This window comes from Nocardia mikamii NBRC 108933, from assembly GCF_001613505.1.
In the GTDB taxonomy this organism is placed as follows: Bacteria; Actinomycetota; Actinomycetes; order Mycobacteriales; family Mycobacteriaceae; genus Nocardia; species Nocardia mikamii.
Genome location: NZ_BDCM01000006.1, coordinates 519,930 through 535,187, shown reverse-complemented (window position 1 = coordinate 535,187; position 15,258 = coordinate 519,930). Strand labels below are relative to the sequence as shown.

Here is a 15,258-nt window from a genome sequence, read left to right as displayed (position 1 = left end):
AGGCCATCACCGGCTCTCGGCGCCGGGCGTCTCGGGAACGGCACGAATCAGCTGCCCGGACTCCGTGGCCCTCCGTCCCGGTGGGCACGGCCGGTCGTCGCCGAGCCACCGCGCGCCCAGGCGCGACACCCGGCGGTCCCCGCGGGCCGCGAGCCGCCATCGAGAGCTGGAACAGCGGCGTTCGGTGGGGGCGGTGGTGCTGGTGATACTGCCGTGACCGGCATGTTCACCATTTCGACGGATTCTGTGTCGGTGGACGCGGCTACCCTGGTTCGAGCGACGGAAGAACCGGGCGCGGTCTCTCGTTGCACTGCTACACGCAATACCGGCACCCGGTCGATGCGGCACTGTCGCCGATATCGGTTCAGGGTGGGCGGAACGCGGTGGGTGATCCCCCGCAGGCTCGAGCGGAGGTTGGCATGGCGGTAACGGTGGACAAGGCGCCGGCCGGATTGGGTGCCGGTTTATCCTCGCGCGCCGCGGCGGAGGCATATGTGGGAGGTGTCTGTTTCAAACAGGGCCCACCCACGTTGATCGGTGCCGAACTGGAGTGGCTCACCGCTCGCGGGGAGCTGTCGGCGCCGGATTCGCGTCCGCGCTTGTCGATGCTCGCGGATGCGCTGGGTCCTTATGCTCCACAGTCTGTTTCGCCCGATTCACCCGCCAAAGCGCTTCCCGGTGGCAGCCGGATCACCCTCGAACCCGGTGGTCAGATCGAACTGTCCAGCGCCCCCTTCGCCGATGCCGCGCAACTCTGCGCCCGGCTGCTCGAGGATTCTCGCTTTCTCTCCGACTTGCTCGAAACCCGATCCATCCGAACGTATTCTGCCGCCGCCGATGCCGGTCGGCAGGCCCGCCGGGTGCTTCGCCTGCCGCGTTATCGCGCGATGGAACGGGCGTTCGCGGGCGTCGGCCCGTACGGCAAGCTGATGATGTGCAATACCGCCGCCACGCAGGTCAGCGTGGACGCGGGGGCCGACCCCGGCGAGATCGCGGCCCGCTGGAACGCGCTGTACGCGGTCGGGCCGGCGCTCGTGGCGGCCTTCGCCTGTTCCCCTGATCTGCACGGTGCTCCCACCGGTGGCTGGGCGTCGCAGCGGATGCGCACCTGGCTGCGGCTCGATCACGCTCGCACCCGGCCGCCGGTGCGGAGCTGGGCCGATCCGGTCACCGACTACGGCCGCTGGGCACTGGACACCCCGCTGCTGTGCGTGCGGCGCGGCCCCGCCGAGGCGGATTGGACGGCACCGCCGGGTGCCACCTTCGCGGATTGGCTGTGCGGTGCACTCGACGACGAGATCGGCCGCCGCCCGGACGTCGAGGATCTCGACTACCACCTGACCACGGTCTTTCCTCCCGTGCGGGCATCCGGACATTTGGAGGTCCGTTATCTGGACGCACAGCCGGGTGATCAGTGGTCCGTGCCGATCCACGTCGTCGATGCGCTGATGTCGGCGCCGGCGGTCGTCGCGGAGGCGACCGCGCTGGCCGAACCGGTCGCCGACGAATGGGTCTCGGCCGCCCGCTGTGGCCTGGCCGACCCTCAGATCCGTTCCGTCGCGGTCGAATTGCTGACCCTCGCCGCCGAGCATGCCCGCAGCGACGAGGCCGCCGAGCAGGTGTGGGCCGCGGTACGGCGATGTCGCAGCGGGCGCATTCCGGACGGGGAGGTTGCCCGCTGCGCACCCGCCGAGACGGCCGAATGAGTACGACCGGCGCTTCGGTGCGACGAGGCCGCCGGGCACGACCCTTGGGAGAGCACTGATGACCGTTCACACCGGAACCGATCACGCCGCGACCGAGCGATTACGCGCACAGATCGCGGAGGTCCTGACTCGCGCCCGCGCCCGCACGACGGTGCTGACCGAGGCGGTCGACGAGGCCGAGCTGGTTGCCCAGCATTCGCCGCTGATGAGCCCGCTGGTGTGGGATCTGGCGCATATCGGCAACCAGGAGGAACTGTGGCTGGTCCGCGATGTCGGCGGGCGCGAGCCGGTGCGGGCCGATATCGACCATCTCTACGACGCCTTCCGGCATGCCCGCGCCGACCGTCCGGCGCTGCCGCTGCTGGACCCGGTGCAGGCACGCGGGTACGTGGGCACCGTGCGGGACAAGGTGCTCGATGTCCTGAATTCCAGTCCGCTGCGGGGAAACCGGCTGGTGCACAGCGGTTTCGCCTTCGGGATGATCGCCCAGCACGAGCAACAGCACGACGAGACCATGCTGGCCACCCATCAGCTGCGCGCGGGCGCCGCGGTGCTGACGGCCGCGCCGGCACCGGCCGCGCGCGTCGCGGTCGGCGACGAAGTCGTCATTCCCGCAGGCGAATTCACCATGGGCACCTCATCGGACCCGTGGGCCCTCGACAACGAGCGTCCCGAACATCGCGTCCAGCTGTCCGGATTCGCGATCGATGCGGCACCGGTGACGAATGCGCAATACGTGGCGTTCATCGAGGACGGTGGCTATCACCGGCCCGAGCTGTGGTCGGGGCGCGGCTGGGCCCACCGCGTGGAGGCCGATCTGTCCGCACCCCAGTTCTGGGAGCGAGACAGCGACAACCGCTGGTGGCGAAGGGTTTTCGGCACGCCGGCGCCGGTGCGCCCGCAGCAGCCGGTGGTGCACGTGTGCTGGTTCGAGGCGGAGGCCTACGCCAACTGGGCCGGGAAGCGTTTGCCCACCGAGGCCGAATGGGAGAAGGCCGCGCGGTTCGATCCGGCCAGCGGGCGGTCGCGGCGGTATCCGTGGGGCGACGCCGATCCCGACGAGACCACCGCCAATCTGGGGCAGCGCCATCTGGAACCGGCGGATGTCGGCGCCTACCCGGCCGGTGCGTCACCGTTCGGGGTGCATCAGTTGATCGGCGACGTCTGGGAGTGGACCGCGTCGGGTTTCGAGCCGTATCCCGGATTCGCCGCCTTTCCCTACCGCGAATATTCCGAGGTGTTCTTCGGTGGTGACTACCGCGTCCTGCGTGGCGGATCCTTCGGCACCGACCCCGTCGCCTGCCGCAGCACCTTCCGCAACTGGGACCACCCGATCCGCCGGCAGATCTTCTCCGGCTTCCGTCTCGCCCGCGATCTGCGACCGGACGAGCGCTGATGTGCCGACATCTCGGCTATCTGGGACCACCGGCTCCGGTCGGTGAATTACTCACCCGCGGACCGCATTCGCTGCGCACCCAGTCGTGGGCGCCGAACGATATGCGCCACGGGGGAACCGTCAACGCCGACGGTTTCGGGGTCGCGTGGTGGACCGGGGACGGGGCCGCGAGCCGCTACCGCAATTCCGCGCCGATCTGGACCGACCCCGCGGTGGAGGAGGTGCTGCCGCAGCTGTCCTCGCCGGCGGTGGTGGCCGCGGTGCGTTCGGCCACGGTCGGCATGCCGGTGGAACGGACCGCCTGCGCTCCGTTCACCGACGGCGGGTGGGGGTTCAGCCACAACGGCGTGATTCAGAACTGGCGCACGGTGTTGCCCACGGTGGCCAAGCAATTCGGGTCGCCGGACCTGCTGGATGCCGAATCGGCGACCGATTCCGCCGCGCTGTGGGTGGTGCTGCGCGCCGCCTTGGACGGAATCGGCGCGCTGTCGTCGGCGTTCGAGGGACGCAGCGAGTCCGCCGCCCGGCTGCGGGCCGTCGCGGCCGCGGTGACGGCGACGGTTCGCGCCGTCCTGGCGCAGGCGCCGAGCGCCCGGCTGAACCTGCTGCTCGGCGACGGCGAAACGCTGTGGGCGACAACTGTTCACCACTCGCTGTCGGTGCTCGTCACCGACGAGGTCGCGGTGGTTTCCTCCGAACCGTACGACGACGATCCACGCTGGCAGCCGATCACCGACCGGCAGGTGGTGACGGTGCGGCCCGGTCTTCTCGTGGTCGAGCCGCTGGACGCAGCACAACCCACCCTCTCCGCAGGACCTGATGAATCCGAAAGGGCCCGTTCATGAGCGAACCGACGCTGGATATCCACCTCACCGACGACGATCTCGACGCCGCCCTGCGGTCGGACGCTCGGACCGGACTCACCGCTGATCCGAAGACGTTGCCGCCGAAGTGGTTCTACGATGCGCGCGGTAGCGAACTGTTCGAAGCGATCACCGAACTTCCGGAGTACTACCCGACCCGCACGGAGCGCGCACTGCTGGAGCGGGTGGTCGGCGATATCGCGCGCACCGCCCAGGCCGAGGTACTGGTGGAGCTGGGCGCCGGCTCGGCGGCCAAGACGCGGCTGCTGCTGTCGGCCCTGTTGGCCGAGGGCCCACTGAAAACGTATGTGCCGCAGGATGTGTCGGTGTCGGCGCTGCGCGGTGCCGCCGAGCAGATCGGTACCGAATTCCCGAATCTCGCGGTGCACGGGGTGGTCAGCGATTTCACCGAAACCCTGCACAATCTCCCGCGCGGTGGTCGGCGGATGATCGCATTCCTGGGCGGCACCATCGGCAATCTGGTCCCGCAGGAGCGGGCCGAATTCCTGGCCGGCATTCAGCAGGTCCTCGAACCCGGTGAGCAGCTGCTGCTCGGCGCCGGCCTGGTCACCGATCCGGCGGTGCTGGTGCCCGCTTACGACGATGCCGCGGGCGTGACGGCCGAATTCAATCGAAATGTGCTGCACGTGTTGAACTCTCGGTTGCATGCCGACTTCGACCCGGACGCCTTCGCGCATATCGCCCACTGGGACGCGGAGAACGAGTGGATCGAGATGCGGTTGGCGGCGACCCGGGATATGAGGGTCACCGTCGCCGATCTCGACCTGGTCGTGAACTTCGCCGAGGGTGAGCAGATGCGCACCGAGATCTCGGCCAAGTTCCGCGTGGACGGACTCGGCCGGGAACTGGACAGCGCCGGGTTCGCCACCGAAGAGGTGTGGACCGATCCGGACGAGCGTTTCGTGCTGGTCCTGGCCGAACGACGCTGACTGCCCGGCACCGGTCTTCCGCCGAGGTCAGTTGCCGATGACCGCGGCCAGCCACTCGACGACGGGCCGCAGGTCCTCCCAGGCGGCCCGGACCTCGGTGGCGGCGCGTGGTGTTTCCAGCCAGGGCGGTGCGCCGAAGTCCTTGTGAATCACCAGGGATTTGTGGCGCAGCAGGTCGATGCGTGGATGGTCGGCGGGGAAACCCTTGGGCCGGGTCTTCAGTTGCTCCCCGCCGATCACGTAGCCGGCCGCCGCCACACCGTCGAGCAGCGCCCGCAGTTCGTGACCGCGTACCTCGTCGTCGATGGTCGTGCGCAGCCGCGCGAGCTGCTCGGGTGTCGGTGCGTACACCCCACCGGCCACATACAGTCCGGGCGCGCCGATCTGGACGTACCACCCCGCTCCCGGGGCGGTCCGGACCACCGCGCCCTGATGGTCCTTGTAGGGCGCCTTGTTCTTGGAGAACCGCACATCGCGATAAGGCCGGAAGATCTTCGCCGGTCCGAAGTCGTTCTCCAGTTCAGTGGTCAGCGCCACCATCGGCGCCCGCACGGACTGCTCGTAGACGTGCTTGTTGGCGGTCCAGAAAGCCTTCGAGTTGTCGGCTTCCAGATCCTCGTAGAAGTCGAGTCCGGCGAACGGGAACCCCGCGAATCCGCTCATACCGCCAACTTAGCGACCACCGCGGACATGTCCCGCGGCGCCCGGCCCGACCGGCCGCCGGTCAGTCGCCCGGTTCGTCGACCACCTCGATGGCGGCGACTTCGGCGGGCCGCTCGTCCTCGTCGCGCAATTCCTGACGATGCCGGCGGCGCGTCCATTCCTGGTCCAGCTCGCTGCGGATCCCGAGGCGGCCGTCGTCGTCGTTCTCGTGATACCGGATTTCCAGATCGGCGGGCGGATCGTCGATGTAGCGCTGATATTCGCGGATCTCGTCGGCCTGTTCATCGTCACCGAGGTCGTAGTCCAGGTCTTCGCGCTCGTCATCGCCCATCTCGAACACCTCGTCCATCAACGGGTAAGTGTCGTCGTCGGCCATCAGCCCACCTCTCTCGCAGGCTCCCCGCCTCTCCGGGGATTTTGCGTGCCGTGAGAGCCACTCGACTCGGCAGTCGGTCTCACCTCACGACGTTATGAAGTTGTGGGCGTACCCGGTGAGTTACCCATGTCCTCGCGAAATCAGTCGATACGTCGGCTTCCTTCGCGAGGACCAGGTCCACCTGCCCCCATTCTCCACTCGAGCGCAGCTCCGCGGTAGTGACGAGGCTTTACTCCTACGCGGAGCCGTTGAACAGGCCGGTGACCGATCCGTTCTCGAAGACCTCGCGGATCGTCCGCGCCAGCAGCGGGGCGATCGACAGCACGGTCAGCGAGGGGAACTTCTTGTCCTCGGTGATCGGCAGGGTGTTGGTGACGATGACTTCCTTGGCGCCGCAGGAGGCGAGGCGCTCGGCCGCGGGGGAGGACAGCACGCCGTGGGTGGCGGCGATGACCACATCGCCGGCCCCGGCCTCGCGCAGCACGCGCACGGCCTCGGCGATGGTGCCACCGGTGTCGATCATGTCGTCGATCAGGATGCAGGTGCGGCCCGCGACGTCACCGACGGGACGATGCGATTTGACCTGGTTCGGCACCAGCGGGTCGCGGGTCTTGTGGATGAACGCCACCGGCGCGCCACCGAGTGCGTCGGCCCACTTCTCGGCCACTTTCACGCGACCGGCGTCGGGGGAGACGATGGTGACGTTCTCGGTGCTGTAGTGGTTGCGCACGTACTCCGACAGCTGGACCAGGGCGTGCATGTGGTCCACCGGGCCGTCGAAGAAGCCCTGGATCTGATCGGTGTGCAGGTCGACGGTGATGATGCGATCCGCGCCGGCGGTCTTGAGCAGATCGGCGACCAGGCGGGCGGAGATGGGCTCGCGACCGCGGTGCTTCTTGTCCTGGCGGGCGTAGGGGTAGAACGGCAGGACGGCGGTGATCCGCTTGGCCGAACCGCGCTTGAGCGCATCGATCATGATGAGCTGTTCCATCAGCCACTGGTTCAGCGGAGCCGGAAAGCTCTGCAGCACAAAGGCATCGGAGCCGCGCACCGATTCTTCGAAGCGAACGAAGATCTCGCCGTTGGCGAACTCGCGGGCGGTTTGCGGCGTGATCGCGACGTCGAGTTCCTTCGCGACCTGCTCGGCCAGCTCGGGGTGAGCGCGCCCCGAGAACAGCATCAGGTTCTTCTGGTTATCGGTGGAGAACGCGGTCACTCTGTGTTGCCATCCTTTTGCTCGGTTGCCTGACTCGCTCTGTCGTCGGCCGAGATCGCCTCCGCCGCCGCCTGCGCCGCGGCCGTCCCGGGACGATACCGCTGCACCCAGCCCTCAATGTTCTTCTGCGCCCCGCCGGATACCGCCAGCGCTCCCGGCGGAACGTTTCTACGCAGCACAGTACCCGCTGCCGAATACGCGCCATCGCCCACGGTCACCGGCGCGACGAACATCGTGTCGCTGCCGGTGCGCACATGCGAACCGACGACGGTGTGGTGTTTCTTCACTCCGTCGTAGTTGACGAACACGCTCGATGCGCCGATGTTGCTGTACTCGCCGATCGTGGCGTCGCCGACGTAGGTCAGGTGGGGGACCTTCGAATGCGAGCCGATCGAGGCGTTCTTGGTCTCCACGAATGCGCCGATCTTGCCGGATTCGCCGACGATCGTCCCCGGTCGCAAATAGGCGAACGGCCCGATTGTGGCGGCGGCGGCGATGGTGGCGCCCTCGCCGTGGGTTCGGACCACTTTCGCGCCCTCGCCGACGAGCACATCGGTCAGGGTCGAATCGGGTCCTACCTCGGCATCCTCGCCGATCACGGTGTTGCCGAGCAGCTGTACGCCGGGGCGCAGCACCGCGTCGCGGCCGATGCGCACACTCGCGTCCACCCAGGTGGTGGCCGGATCGATGACGGTGACTCCGGCGCGCATATGGCGCTCGAGGATGTAGCGGTTCAGGGTGCGGGCCGCCTGAGCCATCTGCACCCGATCGTTGACGCCGGTGACCTTGGCGGCATCGACCAGGCGCGCGCCGTGCACCGGATGGCCGGCCTCGCGCGCCAGCTTCAGGACATCGGTCAGATACAGCTCGTGCTGGGCGTTGGCGGTCGTCAGCCGGCTGATCATCGTCCGCAGCACGGTGACGTCGAAAACGTAGACGCCGGAATTGACTTCGTTGATAGCCGCCTGCTCCGGGGTGGCATCGGCATGTTCGACGATCTCGAGGACGCCGCCGTCGGGATCGCGCACGATCCGGCCGTAACCGTTCGGATCCTCGGGGACGAAGGTCAAAACCGTGACCGCGGACCGCGGTTGATAACTGCGATGCTCGTCCAGCAGTGCCGAGAGGGTGTGCCCGTCCAGCAGCGGCACATCGGCGGAGGTCACCAGCAGGTCCCCGGTGAAGTCCGCGGGCAGTGCCGACAGGGCGCACTGCACCGCGTGCCCGGTACCCAGCTGCTGTTCCTGTACCGCCGAGGTGATCTCGCGACCCAGCTCTGCCGCAACGGAATTCACCGCGGCGCCGACCTGTTCGCGGTCGTGGCCGATCACCGTGATCAGGTCGGTGGGGTCGATCTCGTTCGCCGCGTGCAGGGCGTGCTCGAGCATGCTGCGCCCGGCGAGCGAATGCAGCACTTTCGGTGTCTTGGACCGCATTCGAGTTCCGGCACCGGCGGCAAGAACGACGACGGCGGTCTGCTGTGGCATGGATCTCCCTCGGCTGCCTTCATCGTGCTGGTCTGCGCTGTCTTCGGCCTGCGGCTGACTCTGCCTGCGCCGGCCTTCGCAGGTTCGGTCTGCGGCGGGCTCGGCGGCTGGCCGTCCGCCCACACCCTAGTCCACCCGGGCCTGAGCGCCGGCTCGGGGCTTCGCCCGATATTCACGCAGGTCACAGCCCCATCGCCAGCTCCGCCGCCAGGACTCGAACCTGAACTAACTGAACCAAAATCAGTGGTGCTGCCATTACACTACGGCGGATCGTCGCACCGATGAACCCGACGGGCCCACCGCTACGCCACGGCATGCGCGCAATATCCTCGCACGTTTCCCCGCATCTCCGCGAATTGCGGGCAGATTTTCCCGCGCGGGTCGCGGGTCTGCGAGAGGGCCCGGTCGCGGTCGGGTAAATTTGCGCAACGCAACATCTGATTTCGACAGCACATGGGTAACTCGTCGGGCACGCCCTGACCTCGGGTCGTCGCCGACCGCCAGCCCGGCCGAGAAATCTCCAGGCACCTACGACCGGCAAGATTCCCGGAGAGGCGGGGGAGAGAGGCGGGGGAGATGACTTCGGGTGATGCGACTCGGGCGCCGCGCCCGCGGATGACCGGAACACAGCGGCGGCAGCAGTTGATCGAGATCGGCCGGACGCTGTTCGCCGAACGAGGATACGACGCCACGTCCATCGAGGAGATCGCCCAGCGGGCCCAGGTGTCGAAACCCGTTGTGTACGAACACTTCGGCGGTAAAGAAGGCCTCTACGCGGTGGTCGTCGACCGCGAGATGTCGACGCTGCTGGACATGATCACCTCGTCGCTGACCCAGAACCGCTCCCGCGTCCGGCTGGAACAGGTCGCCCTCGCGCTGCTGACCTATATCGAGGAACGCACCGACGGTTTCCGCATCCTGATGCGCGATCAACCCGCCTCGGCGGCCGCCGGTACCTATTCGAGCCTGCTGAACGAGGCGGTCAACCAGGTCGCGCACATCCTCGCCGGCGATTTCGAGCGCCGCGGCTTCGACACCAGTCTCGCCACCCTCTACGCGCAAGCCCTGGTCGGCATGGTCGCCACCGCCGCCACCTGGTGGCTCGACGAGCGGCAACCGTCCAAGGAGGTGGTCGCCGCGCATCTGGTCAATCTGTGCTGGAACGGGCTCACCCACCTCGAGGCCGACCCGCAGCTGGGCTCCGAATGGCCGAGCACGACACCCGGCTGACTCGCGATGGCGATGTTGGGGGCAATAGGGGACCGAACTGGACGGTTAGCCCAATGTTTGCGAAGGAGACTGGTCTTAATGCTCGATTCCGCTGGCGACGGCCGGTCGGATGGTACGGTTCCCCCATCCTTCAAGTGCTGTTCGAGCTGTGATGTCGGTCAACTTCGGGATATCGGTCTACTTCAGGATGGCTGGTTTGAGGACAGGCGGATCTGATGGCTAGGCAAGCGCGTGCGGAAATCACCCGCGATTCGGTGCTGGCGGGCGCGGCCGACGTCTTTCTGCGACTCGGCTACGCGAATGCGAGCCTCAGCGAGATCATCTCGCAATCCAACGTCACCAAGGGCGCACTGTACTTCCACTTCGGATCCAAGGAAGAACTGGCGCGCGCCGTGGTCGACCAGGGCAACGAACGACTGCGCGGCGCCTGTCAGGGCTTCTTCGACCCGCGCGTCCCCGCCCTCGAAGCCGCCATCGGCATCACCTACGTCGTCGCCGACCTCACCATGAACGATCCGATGGTCGGCGCGATGCTCAAACTCACCCACCAGATCGGCGACTACCGCGGCGCCTCCGGCGAGAACATCACCAAGACCTGGGGGGAAACCCAGATCCTGCTCGCCGAGCGGGCCATCGCCCAGGGCGACCTCAAACCCGACCTGGACCCCGAAACCATCGGTCTTCTCCTGCAGGAGATGACCTCCGGAGTCCACATCACCGCCGTCGGTACCGAATCCATCGACCAGATGGCGGTGCGCATGGAACGCATGTGGTACTTCCTGCTGCCCTCGATCGTGCCGGACGAGAAGGTGGCATACTTCCGGGAGTTCGCCGCGCGGCGGTTGCGTCGCTACGTGCCGTAATTTTGAACTCCGCTTCGCTGCGGCGGGGACCACCGTGCCGGCGGCACATTCGCGTGACTAGACTCGATTGGTCGCTCTGAAAATCGCCGATCTGTGCAGCGGGAGTTTCTTTCATGCCGAGCCATCGCCCACCTCTTGCGGGACTGGCCGAGGTGGCCGGTGCCGATGCCGCGCTGAGCCAGGTTCGGGACCTGATCGGGCGTTCCTCGGTGCAGCTGGTCGCGCCTTCGGCGATCCGGCCGTTCGTGGCGGCGACCGTCGCGGCCGCGCGGCCGCTGGTGGTGGTGACCGCCACCGGGCGGGAGGCCGACGATCTGACCGTCGAACTGAGCGAGATCATCGGCGATCGGGTCGCGCTGTTCCCGTCCTGGGAGACGCTGCCGCACGAGCGGCTGTCGCCCAGTGCCGACACCGTGGGCCGGCGGTTGCAGGTGTTGCGCCGGCTGGCGCATCCGGAGGATCCGGGCCATCCGGAACCGCTGCAGGTGGTGGTGACCACGGTCCGGTCGCTGATGCAGCCGATGGCCCCGGGGCTGGGCGAGATCGAACCCATCGTGCTGCGCGTCGGCGCCGAATTCGATTTCGACGAATTGACCACGCGGCTGGTCGAATTCGCGTACGAGCGCGCCGATATGGTCGGCAAGCGCGGCGAATTCGCGGTGCGCGGCGGCATTCTCGACATCTTCCCGCCCACCGCCGATCACCCGGTGCGCGTGGAATTCTGGGGTGACGAAATCAGTGAACTGCGCGCGTTCTCCGTCGCCGATCAGCGTTCACTCACCGAGGTCGAGGTGGATCTCGTTGTGGCGCAGCCCTGCCGGGAACTGCTGCTGACCGAGGAACTGCGCGAATCCGCGGCGAAGGTGGCCGCCGACAACCCGGCCGACGCGGCGCTGGTCGAAATGCTGGAGAAGCTGGCGCAGGGCATTCCGGTGGAGGGGATGGAGGCGCTGCTGCCGGTGCTGCGGCCGGGTGAGCTGCAGTTGCTCACCGATGTGGTGCCGACCCAATCGCATGTGCTGCTGTGCGATCCGGAGAAGATCCGCACCCGCGCCGCCGACCTGGTCCGCACCGGCCAGGAATTCCTCGAGGCGTCGTGGACGGCCGCCTCCTTCGGCGGTGCGGCTCCGTTGGGCGCGCACGGTCTGGATCTGGCGTCCTCGGCGTATCGCGGTCTGGACGTCGTGCGGGCCGATGCGGAGTCGCGCGGATTGCCGTGGTGGACGCTGAGCCCGCTGGCCGCCGACGATCCCGCGGAAGTCGTGCTGCCCGTGTTGTCGGCGCCGGCGGCCCGCGGCTCGGAGGAACTGGTCGCGACCGTCTTCGCCTCGCTGCGCGCGCATGTCACCACCGGTGGACGCGCGGTCATCGTGGTCGCGGGACACGGTACGGCACAACGCATTCAGGAGCGGCTCGCCGACGCCGAGGTTCCGGCCGCGGCGCTCGAGCCGGGCGCCGACCCGGTGCGTGGGCTGGTGGGTGTGCTGTGCGGTTCGCTGCACGACGGCATCGTGTTCGACGACGCGAAACTGGTCGTCATCGCCGAATCCGATCTGACCGGCAACCGCGTCACCGCGCCCGGTGAGGGAAAGAAACTTCCCGCTCGCCGGCGCAATCAGGTCGATCCGCTGGCGTTGAGTTCCGGCGATATGGTCGTGCACGATCAGCACGGCATCGGCCGGTTCGTGGAGATGATCGAACGCACCGTCGGCGGCGCGCGGCGCGAATACCTGGTCATCGAGTACGCGCCCAGTAAGCGCGGCCAGCCCGGTGACCGGTTGTACGTTCCGATGGACTCGCTGGATCAGCTCTCCCGCTACGTGGGCGGGGAGATGCCGAGTCTGTCCAAACTCGGCGGATCCGACTGGGCGAATACGAAACGCAAGGCGCGCAAGGCCGTTCGCGAGATCGCCACCGAGCTCGTGCAGTTGTATGCCGCGCGCCAGGCCGCGCCCGGTCATGCGTTCGCCTCCGATACGCCGTGGCAGCAGGAGATGGAGGACGCCTTCGCGTTCACCGAGACCCACGATCAGCTCACCGCCATCGCCGAGGTGAAGGCCGATATGGAACGCCCGGTGCCGATGGACCGGGTGATCTGCGGCGACGTCGGTTACGGCAAGACCGAGATCGCGGTGCGGGCGGCGTTCAAGGCGGTGCAGGACGGTAAGCAGGTCGCGGTGCTGGTGCCGACCACGCTGCTGGCACAGCAACATCTGCAGACCTTCACCGAACGCGTCGCTGGCTTCCCGGTCACGGTGAAGGGCTTGTCGCGCTTCACCGATCCGGCCGAATCGCGCGCGGTGATCGACGGTATGGCCACCGGTGAGGTCGACATCGTGGTCGGTACACACCGGCTGCTGCAGACCGGTCTGCGGTGGAAGGAACTCGGCCTCGTGATCATCGACGAGGAACAGCGGTTCGGCGTCGAGCACAAGGAACACATCAAGGCGCTGCGCACCCACGTCGACGTGCTGACCATGTCGGCCACGCCGATTCCGCGCACCCTGGAGATGAGCCTGGCCGGGATCCGGGAGATGTCGACCATCCTCACCCCGCCCGAGGAGCGTCACCCCGTCCTGACCTATGTCGGCGGCTACAACGACAAACAGGTCGCCGCGGCCGTGCGCCGCGAACTGTTGCGCGACGGCCAGGTCTTCTACGTGCACAACCGCGTGTCCTCGATCGACAAGGCCGCCAAGCGGATTCGCGATCTGGTGCCCGAGGCGCGGGTCGCGGTGGCGCACGGCCAGATGAACGAGGACACGCTGGAGAAGACCGTGCAGGGCTTCTGGGAGCGTGAATTCGACGTCCTGGTGTGCACCACGATCATCGAAACCGGTCTGGACATCTCCAACGCCAATACGCTGATCGTCGAACGGGCCGACGCGCTGGGACTTTCGCAGCTGCACCAGCTGCGCGGCCGGGTCGGGCGCAGCCGGGAACGCGGATACGCCTACTTCCTGTATCCGGCCGAGAAGCCGCTCACCGAAACGGCCTACGACCGCCTGGCCACCATCTCCCAGAACTCCGATCTCGGCGCCGGTATGGCCGTGGCGATGAAGGACCTCGAAATCCGCGGCGCCGGAAACGTTCTCGGCGCTGAGCAGTCCGGCCATGTCGCCGGCGTCGGCTTCGATCTGTATGTGCGACTGGTCGGTGAGGCGGTGGAGGCCTATCGCGCCGCCGCCGACGGCCGCCCGATCACGACCGAGGAAGAGGTCAAGGAGGTGCGGATCGACCTGCCGGTGGATGCGCACATTCCGCCCGACTACATCGCCAGCGACCGGCTGCGGCTGGAGGCCTACCGCAAACTGGCTGCGGCACAGGATGATTCGGCGCTCGCCGCCGTGGTGGAGGAGCTCGTCGATCGGTACGGCCCGCTGCCGGTGGAGGTCGGCCGGTTGGTGTCGGTCGCGAAGTTGCGACTGTTGTGCCGCGAGTACGGCATCCAGGAGGTCGGCGTCACCGGCACCACGCTGAAGGTGTCACCGCTGCAACTGCCCGATTCGAAGCAGATGCGGCTCAAGCGGCTGTATCCCAGTGCGAGCTATCGCCCCACCACCGGCATCGTGCAACTACCGCTGCCCCGGGTGGAGGACAGCGTCGGCGCGGCGCGGGTGCGCGATGTGCGGTTGTTGCAGTTCGTCGCCGATCTGCTGCTGGCGCTGGACGGGAAGCCGAAGGGCATGGTCGATCTCGCGGTGCGCGCGGAGGTCGCGGTCGGGTGAGCGAGGACCGGGGTGCGCGCCCGTCGGGTGGAACCGACGACGCCGCGGCTGATTCCGCACGGGTCGCGCACGGCCTGACCGAGGCCGTCGAAGTCATGGACCGGCTGTGGAATTTCGGCGGCTGGGAGGTCACCCAGACTCACGATTCGCTGCGGCCGTATCTGCTGGAGGAGACCTACGAACTCCTCGACGCCATCCAGCACGGTGATGCGGAGACGATCAAGGAGGAACTCGGCGACCTGCTGTTACAGGTATTGTTCCATTCCCGGATCGCCGAGGCCGCGGGCGAATTCACCGTCGACGACGTGGCCGCCGCGCTGGTCACCAAACTGGTGCACCGCAGTCCGCATCTGTCCGATCCGGCGGTGGACGCCGGAGCGGACGTGGCCGCGAAGGTCGCCGCGCAGGAACGAGCCTGGGAGGAACGCAAACTCGCCGAGAAGGCGCGCCGCTCCTGCCTGGACGGGATCGCGATGGCGCAGCCCGCGCTGGCGCTGGCGGAGAAGATTCGCTCCCGCAGCGCGAAGGCGGGATTACCCGAGGATCTGGTTCCGGACGAACTGCGGGTTGTTCACCTGGGTGGACCGGACAGTGCCGAGGAGCGGTTGCGCAAGGCCGCGCTCGACTTCGCGGCGCGAATCCGGGCCGCCGAGGATGCGGCCGAGCGGTCCCGCGGCGAACGCGGACCGCTGGGACCCGGGCAGTGGCGCGCCCACTGGGAGACCTTCGCCGACTCGCTGGGGGAGCGGCAGCGCCGTCCGTGAGAGGGCGCACCGTCTG

General features: G+C 67.8%; 12 protein-coding genes and 1 tRNA gene. 8 read left to right on the top strand and 5 right to left on the bottom strand.

From position 1 onward, the window contains the following. The first annotated feature begins 419 nt into the window (after positions 1-419). Genes egtA through egtD form a run of 4 tightly spaced genes read left to right on the top strand, consistent with a single transcriptional unit; the run spans position 420 to position 4,915 of the window. Positions 420-1,706, top strand: coding sequence for an ergothioneine biosynthesis glutamate--cysteine ligase EgtA (egtA, locus tag NMI01S_RS09165; protein ID WP_062995494.1), 1,287 nt, complete (start codon positions 420-422; stop codon positions 1,704-1,706). Between the two features lie 58 nt (positions 1,707-1,764). Further along, on the top strand, positions 1,765-3,102 hold the full coding sequence (gene egtB / locus NMI01S_RS09160; RefSeq protein ID WP_062995493.1) for an ergothioneine biosynthesis protein EgtB: 1,338 nt from the start codon (positions 1,765-1,767) through the stop codon (positions 3,100-3,102). Next, positions 3,102-3,947 carry an ergothioneine biosynthesis protein EgtC gene (gene egtC, locus NMI01S_RS09155; RefSeq protein WP_062995492.1) on the top strand — a complete coding sequence of 282 codons (846 nt, stop codon included), beginning with the start codon at positions 3,102-3,104 and terminating at the stop codon, positions 3,945-3,947. The genes egtB and egtC overlap by 1 nt, the downstream gene beginning before the upstream one ends. After that, positions 3,944-4,915, top strand: a complete 972-nt coding sequence (gene egtD / locus NMI01S_RS09150) for an L-histidine N(alpha)-methyltransferase (protein WP_062995491.1) — start codon at positions 3,944-3,946, stop codon at positions 4,913-4,915. The genes egtC and egtD overlap by 4 nt, the downstream gene beginning before the upstream one ends. 27 nt (positions 4,916-4,942) lie before the next feature. Here egtD and NMI01S_RS09145 read toward each other — a convergent pair whose 3' ends face one another. The 5 genes from NMI01S_RS09145 to NMI01S_RS09125 all read right to left on the bottom strand — a co-directional run bounded on the left by NMI01S_RS09145 (position 4,943) and on the right by NMI01S_RS09125 (position 8,927). Beyond that, positions 4,943-5,578: a DUF2461 domain-containing protein gene (locus tag NMI01S_RS09145; protein ID WP_062995490.1), complete on the bottom strand. Its 636-nt coding sequence runs from the start codon at positions 5,576-5,578 to the stop codon at positions 4,943-4,945. Between the two features lie 61 nt (positions 5,579-5,639). Further along, complete coding sequence (locus NMI01S_RS09140; RefSeq protein WP_051025008.1) at positions 5,640-5,954, bottom strand: hypothetical protein; 315 nt, start codon at positions 5,952-5,954, stop codon at positions 5,640-5,642. A gap of 235 nt (positions 5,955-6,189) precedes the next feature. Further along, the gene (locus tag NMI01S_RS09135; RefSeq protein ID WP_030515237.1) at positions 6,190-7,170 is read right to left on the bottom strand and encodes a ribose-phosphate diphosphokinase; all 981 of its coding nucleotides are present in this window, start codon (positions 7,168-7,170) and stop codon (positions 6,190-6,192) included. Further along, complete coding sequence (gene glmU / locus NMI01S_RS09130) at positions 7,167-8,657, bottom strand: bifunctional UDP-N-acetylglucosamine diphosphorylase/glucosamine-1-phosphate N-acetyltransferase GlmU (protein ID WP_062995489.1); 1,491 nt, start codon at positions 8,655-8,657, stop codon at positions 7,167-7,169. The genes NMI01S_RS09135 and glmU overlap by 4 nt, the downstream gene beginning before the upstream one ends. A gap of 199 nt (positions 8,658-8,856) precedes the next feature. After that, positions 8,857-8,927, bottom strand: a tRNA-Gln gene (locus NMI01S_RS09125). Positions 8,928-9,233: 306 nt separating this feature from the next. Here NMI01S_RS09125 and NMI01S_RS09120 point away from each other — a divergent pair. The 4 genes from NMI01S_RS09120 (at position 9,234) to NMI01S_RS09105 (ending at position 15,242) form a co-directional block, all read left to right on the top strand. Further along, positions 9,234-9,887 carry a TetR/AcrR family transcriptional regulator gene (locus tag NMI01S_RS09120; protein ID WP_062995488.1) on the top strand — a complete coding sequence of 218 codons (654 nt, stop codon included), beginning with the start codon at positions 9,234-9,236 and terminating at the stop codon, positions 9,885-9,887. A gap of 215 nt (positions 9,888-10,102) precedes the next feature. Then, entirely contained in the window at positions 10,103-10,750 is a 648-nt protein-coding gene (locus NMI01S_RS09115; RefSeq protein ID WP_036505157.1) for a TetR family transcriptional regulator, read from the top strand. A gap of 113 nt (positions 10,751-10,863) precedes the next feature. Continuing rightward, the gene (gene mfd / locus NMI01S_RS09110) at positions 10,864-14,478 is read left to right on the top strand and encodes a transcription-repair coupling factor (protein WP_062995487.1); all 3,615 of its coding nucleotides are present in this window, start codon (positions 10,864-10,866) and stop codon (positions 14,476-14,478) included. A gap of 95 nt (positions 14,479-14,573) precedes the next feature. Further along, positions 14,574-15,242: a nucleoside triphosphate pyrophosphohydrolase gene (locus NMI01S_RS09105; protein WP_084512826.1), complete on the top strand. Its 669-nt coding sequence runs from the start codon at positions 14,574-14,576 to the stop codon at positions 15,240-15,242. Positions 15,243-15,258 lie beyond the last annotated feature (16 nt).

Coding starts and splice junctions, on each gene's coding strand:
- egtA (WP_062995494.1), top strand. CDS start 420: ATGGCGGTAACGGTGGACAAGGCGCCGGCCGGATTGGGTGCCGGTTTA.
- egtB (WP_062995493.1), top strand. CDS start 1,765: ATGACCGTTCACACCGGAACCGATCACGCCGCGACCGAGCGATTACGC.
- egtC (WP_062995492.1), top strand. CDS start 3,102: ATGTGCCGACATCTCGGCTATCTGGGACCACCGGCTCCGGTCGGTGAA.
- egtD (WP_062995491.1), top strand. CDS start 3,944: ATGAGCGAACCGACGCTGGATATCCACCTCACCGACGACGATCTCGAC.
- NMI01S_RS09145 (WP_062995490.1), bottom strand. CDS start 5,578: ATGAGCGGATTCGCGGGGTTCCCGTTCGCCGGACTCGACTTCTACGAG.
- NMI01S_RS09140 (WP_051025008.1), bottom strand. CDS start 5,954: ATGGCCGACGACGACACTTACCCGTTGATGGACGAGGTGTTCGAGATG.
- glmU (WP_062995489.1), bottom strand. CDS start 8,657: ATGCCACAGCAGACCGCCGTCGTCGTTCTTGCCGCCGGTGCCGGAACT.
- NMI01S_RS09120 (WP_062995488.1), top strand. CDS start 9,234: ATGACTTCGGGTGATGCGACTCGGGCGCCGCGCCCGCGGATGACCGGA.
- NMI01S_RS09115 (WP_036505157.1), top strand. CDS start 10,103: ATGGCTAGGCAAGCGCGTGCGGAAATCACCCGCGATTCGGTGCTGGCG.
- mfd (WP_062995487.1), top strand. CDS start 10,864: ATGCCGAGCCATCGCCCACCTCTTGCGGGACTGGCCGAGGTGGCCGGT.
- NMI01S_RS09105 (WP_084512826.1), top strand. CDS start 14,574: ATGGACCGGCTGTGGAATTTCGGCGGCTGGGAGGTCACCCAGACTCAC.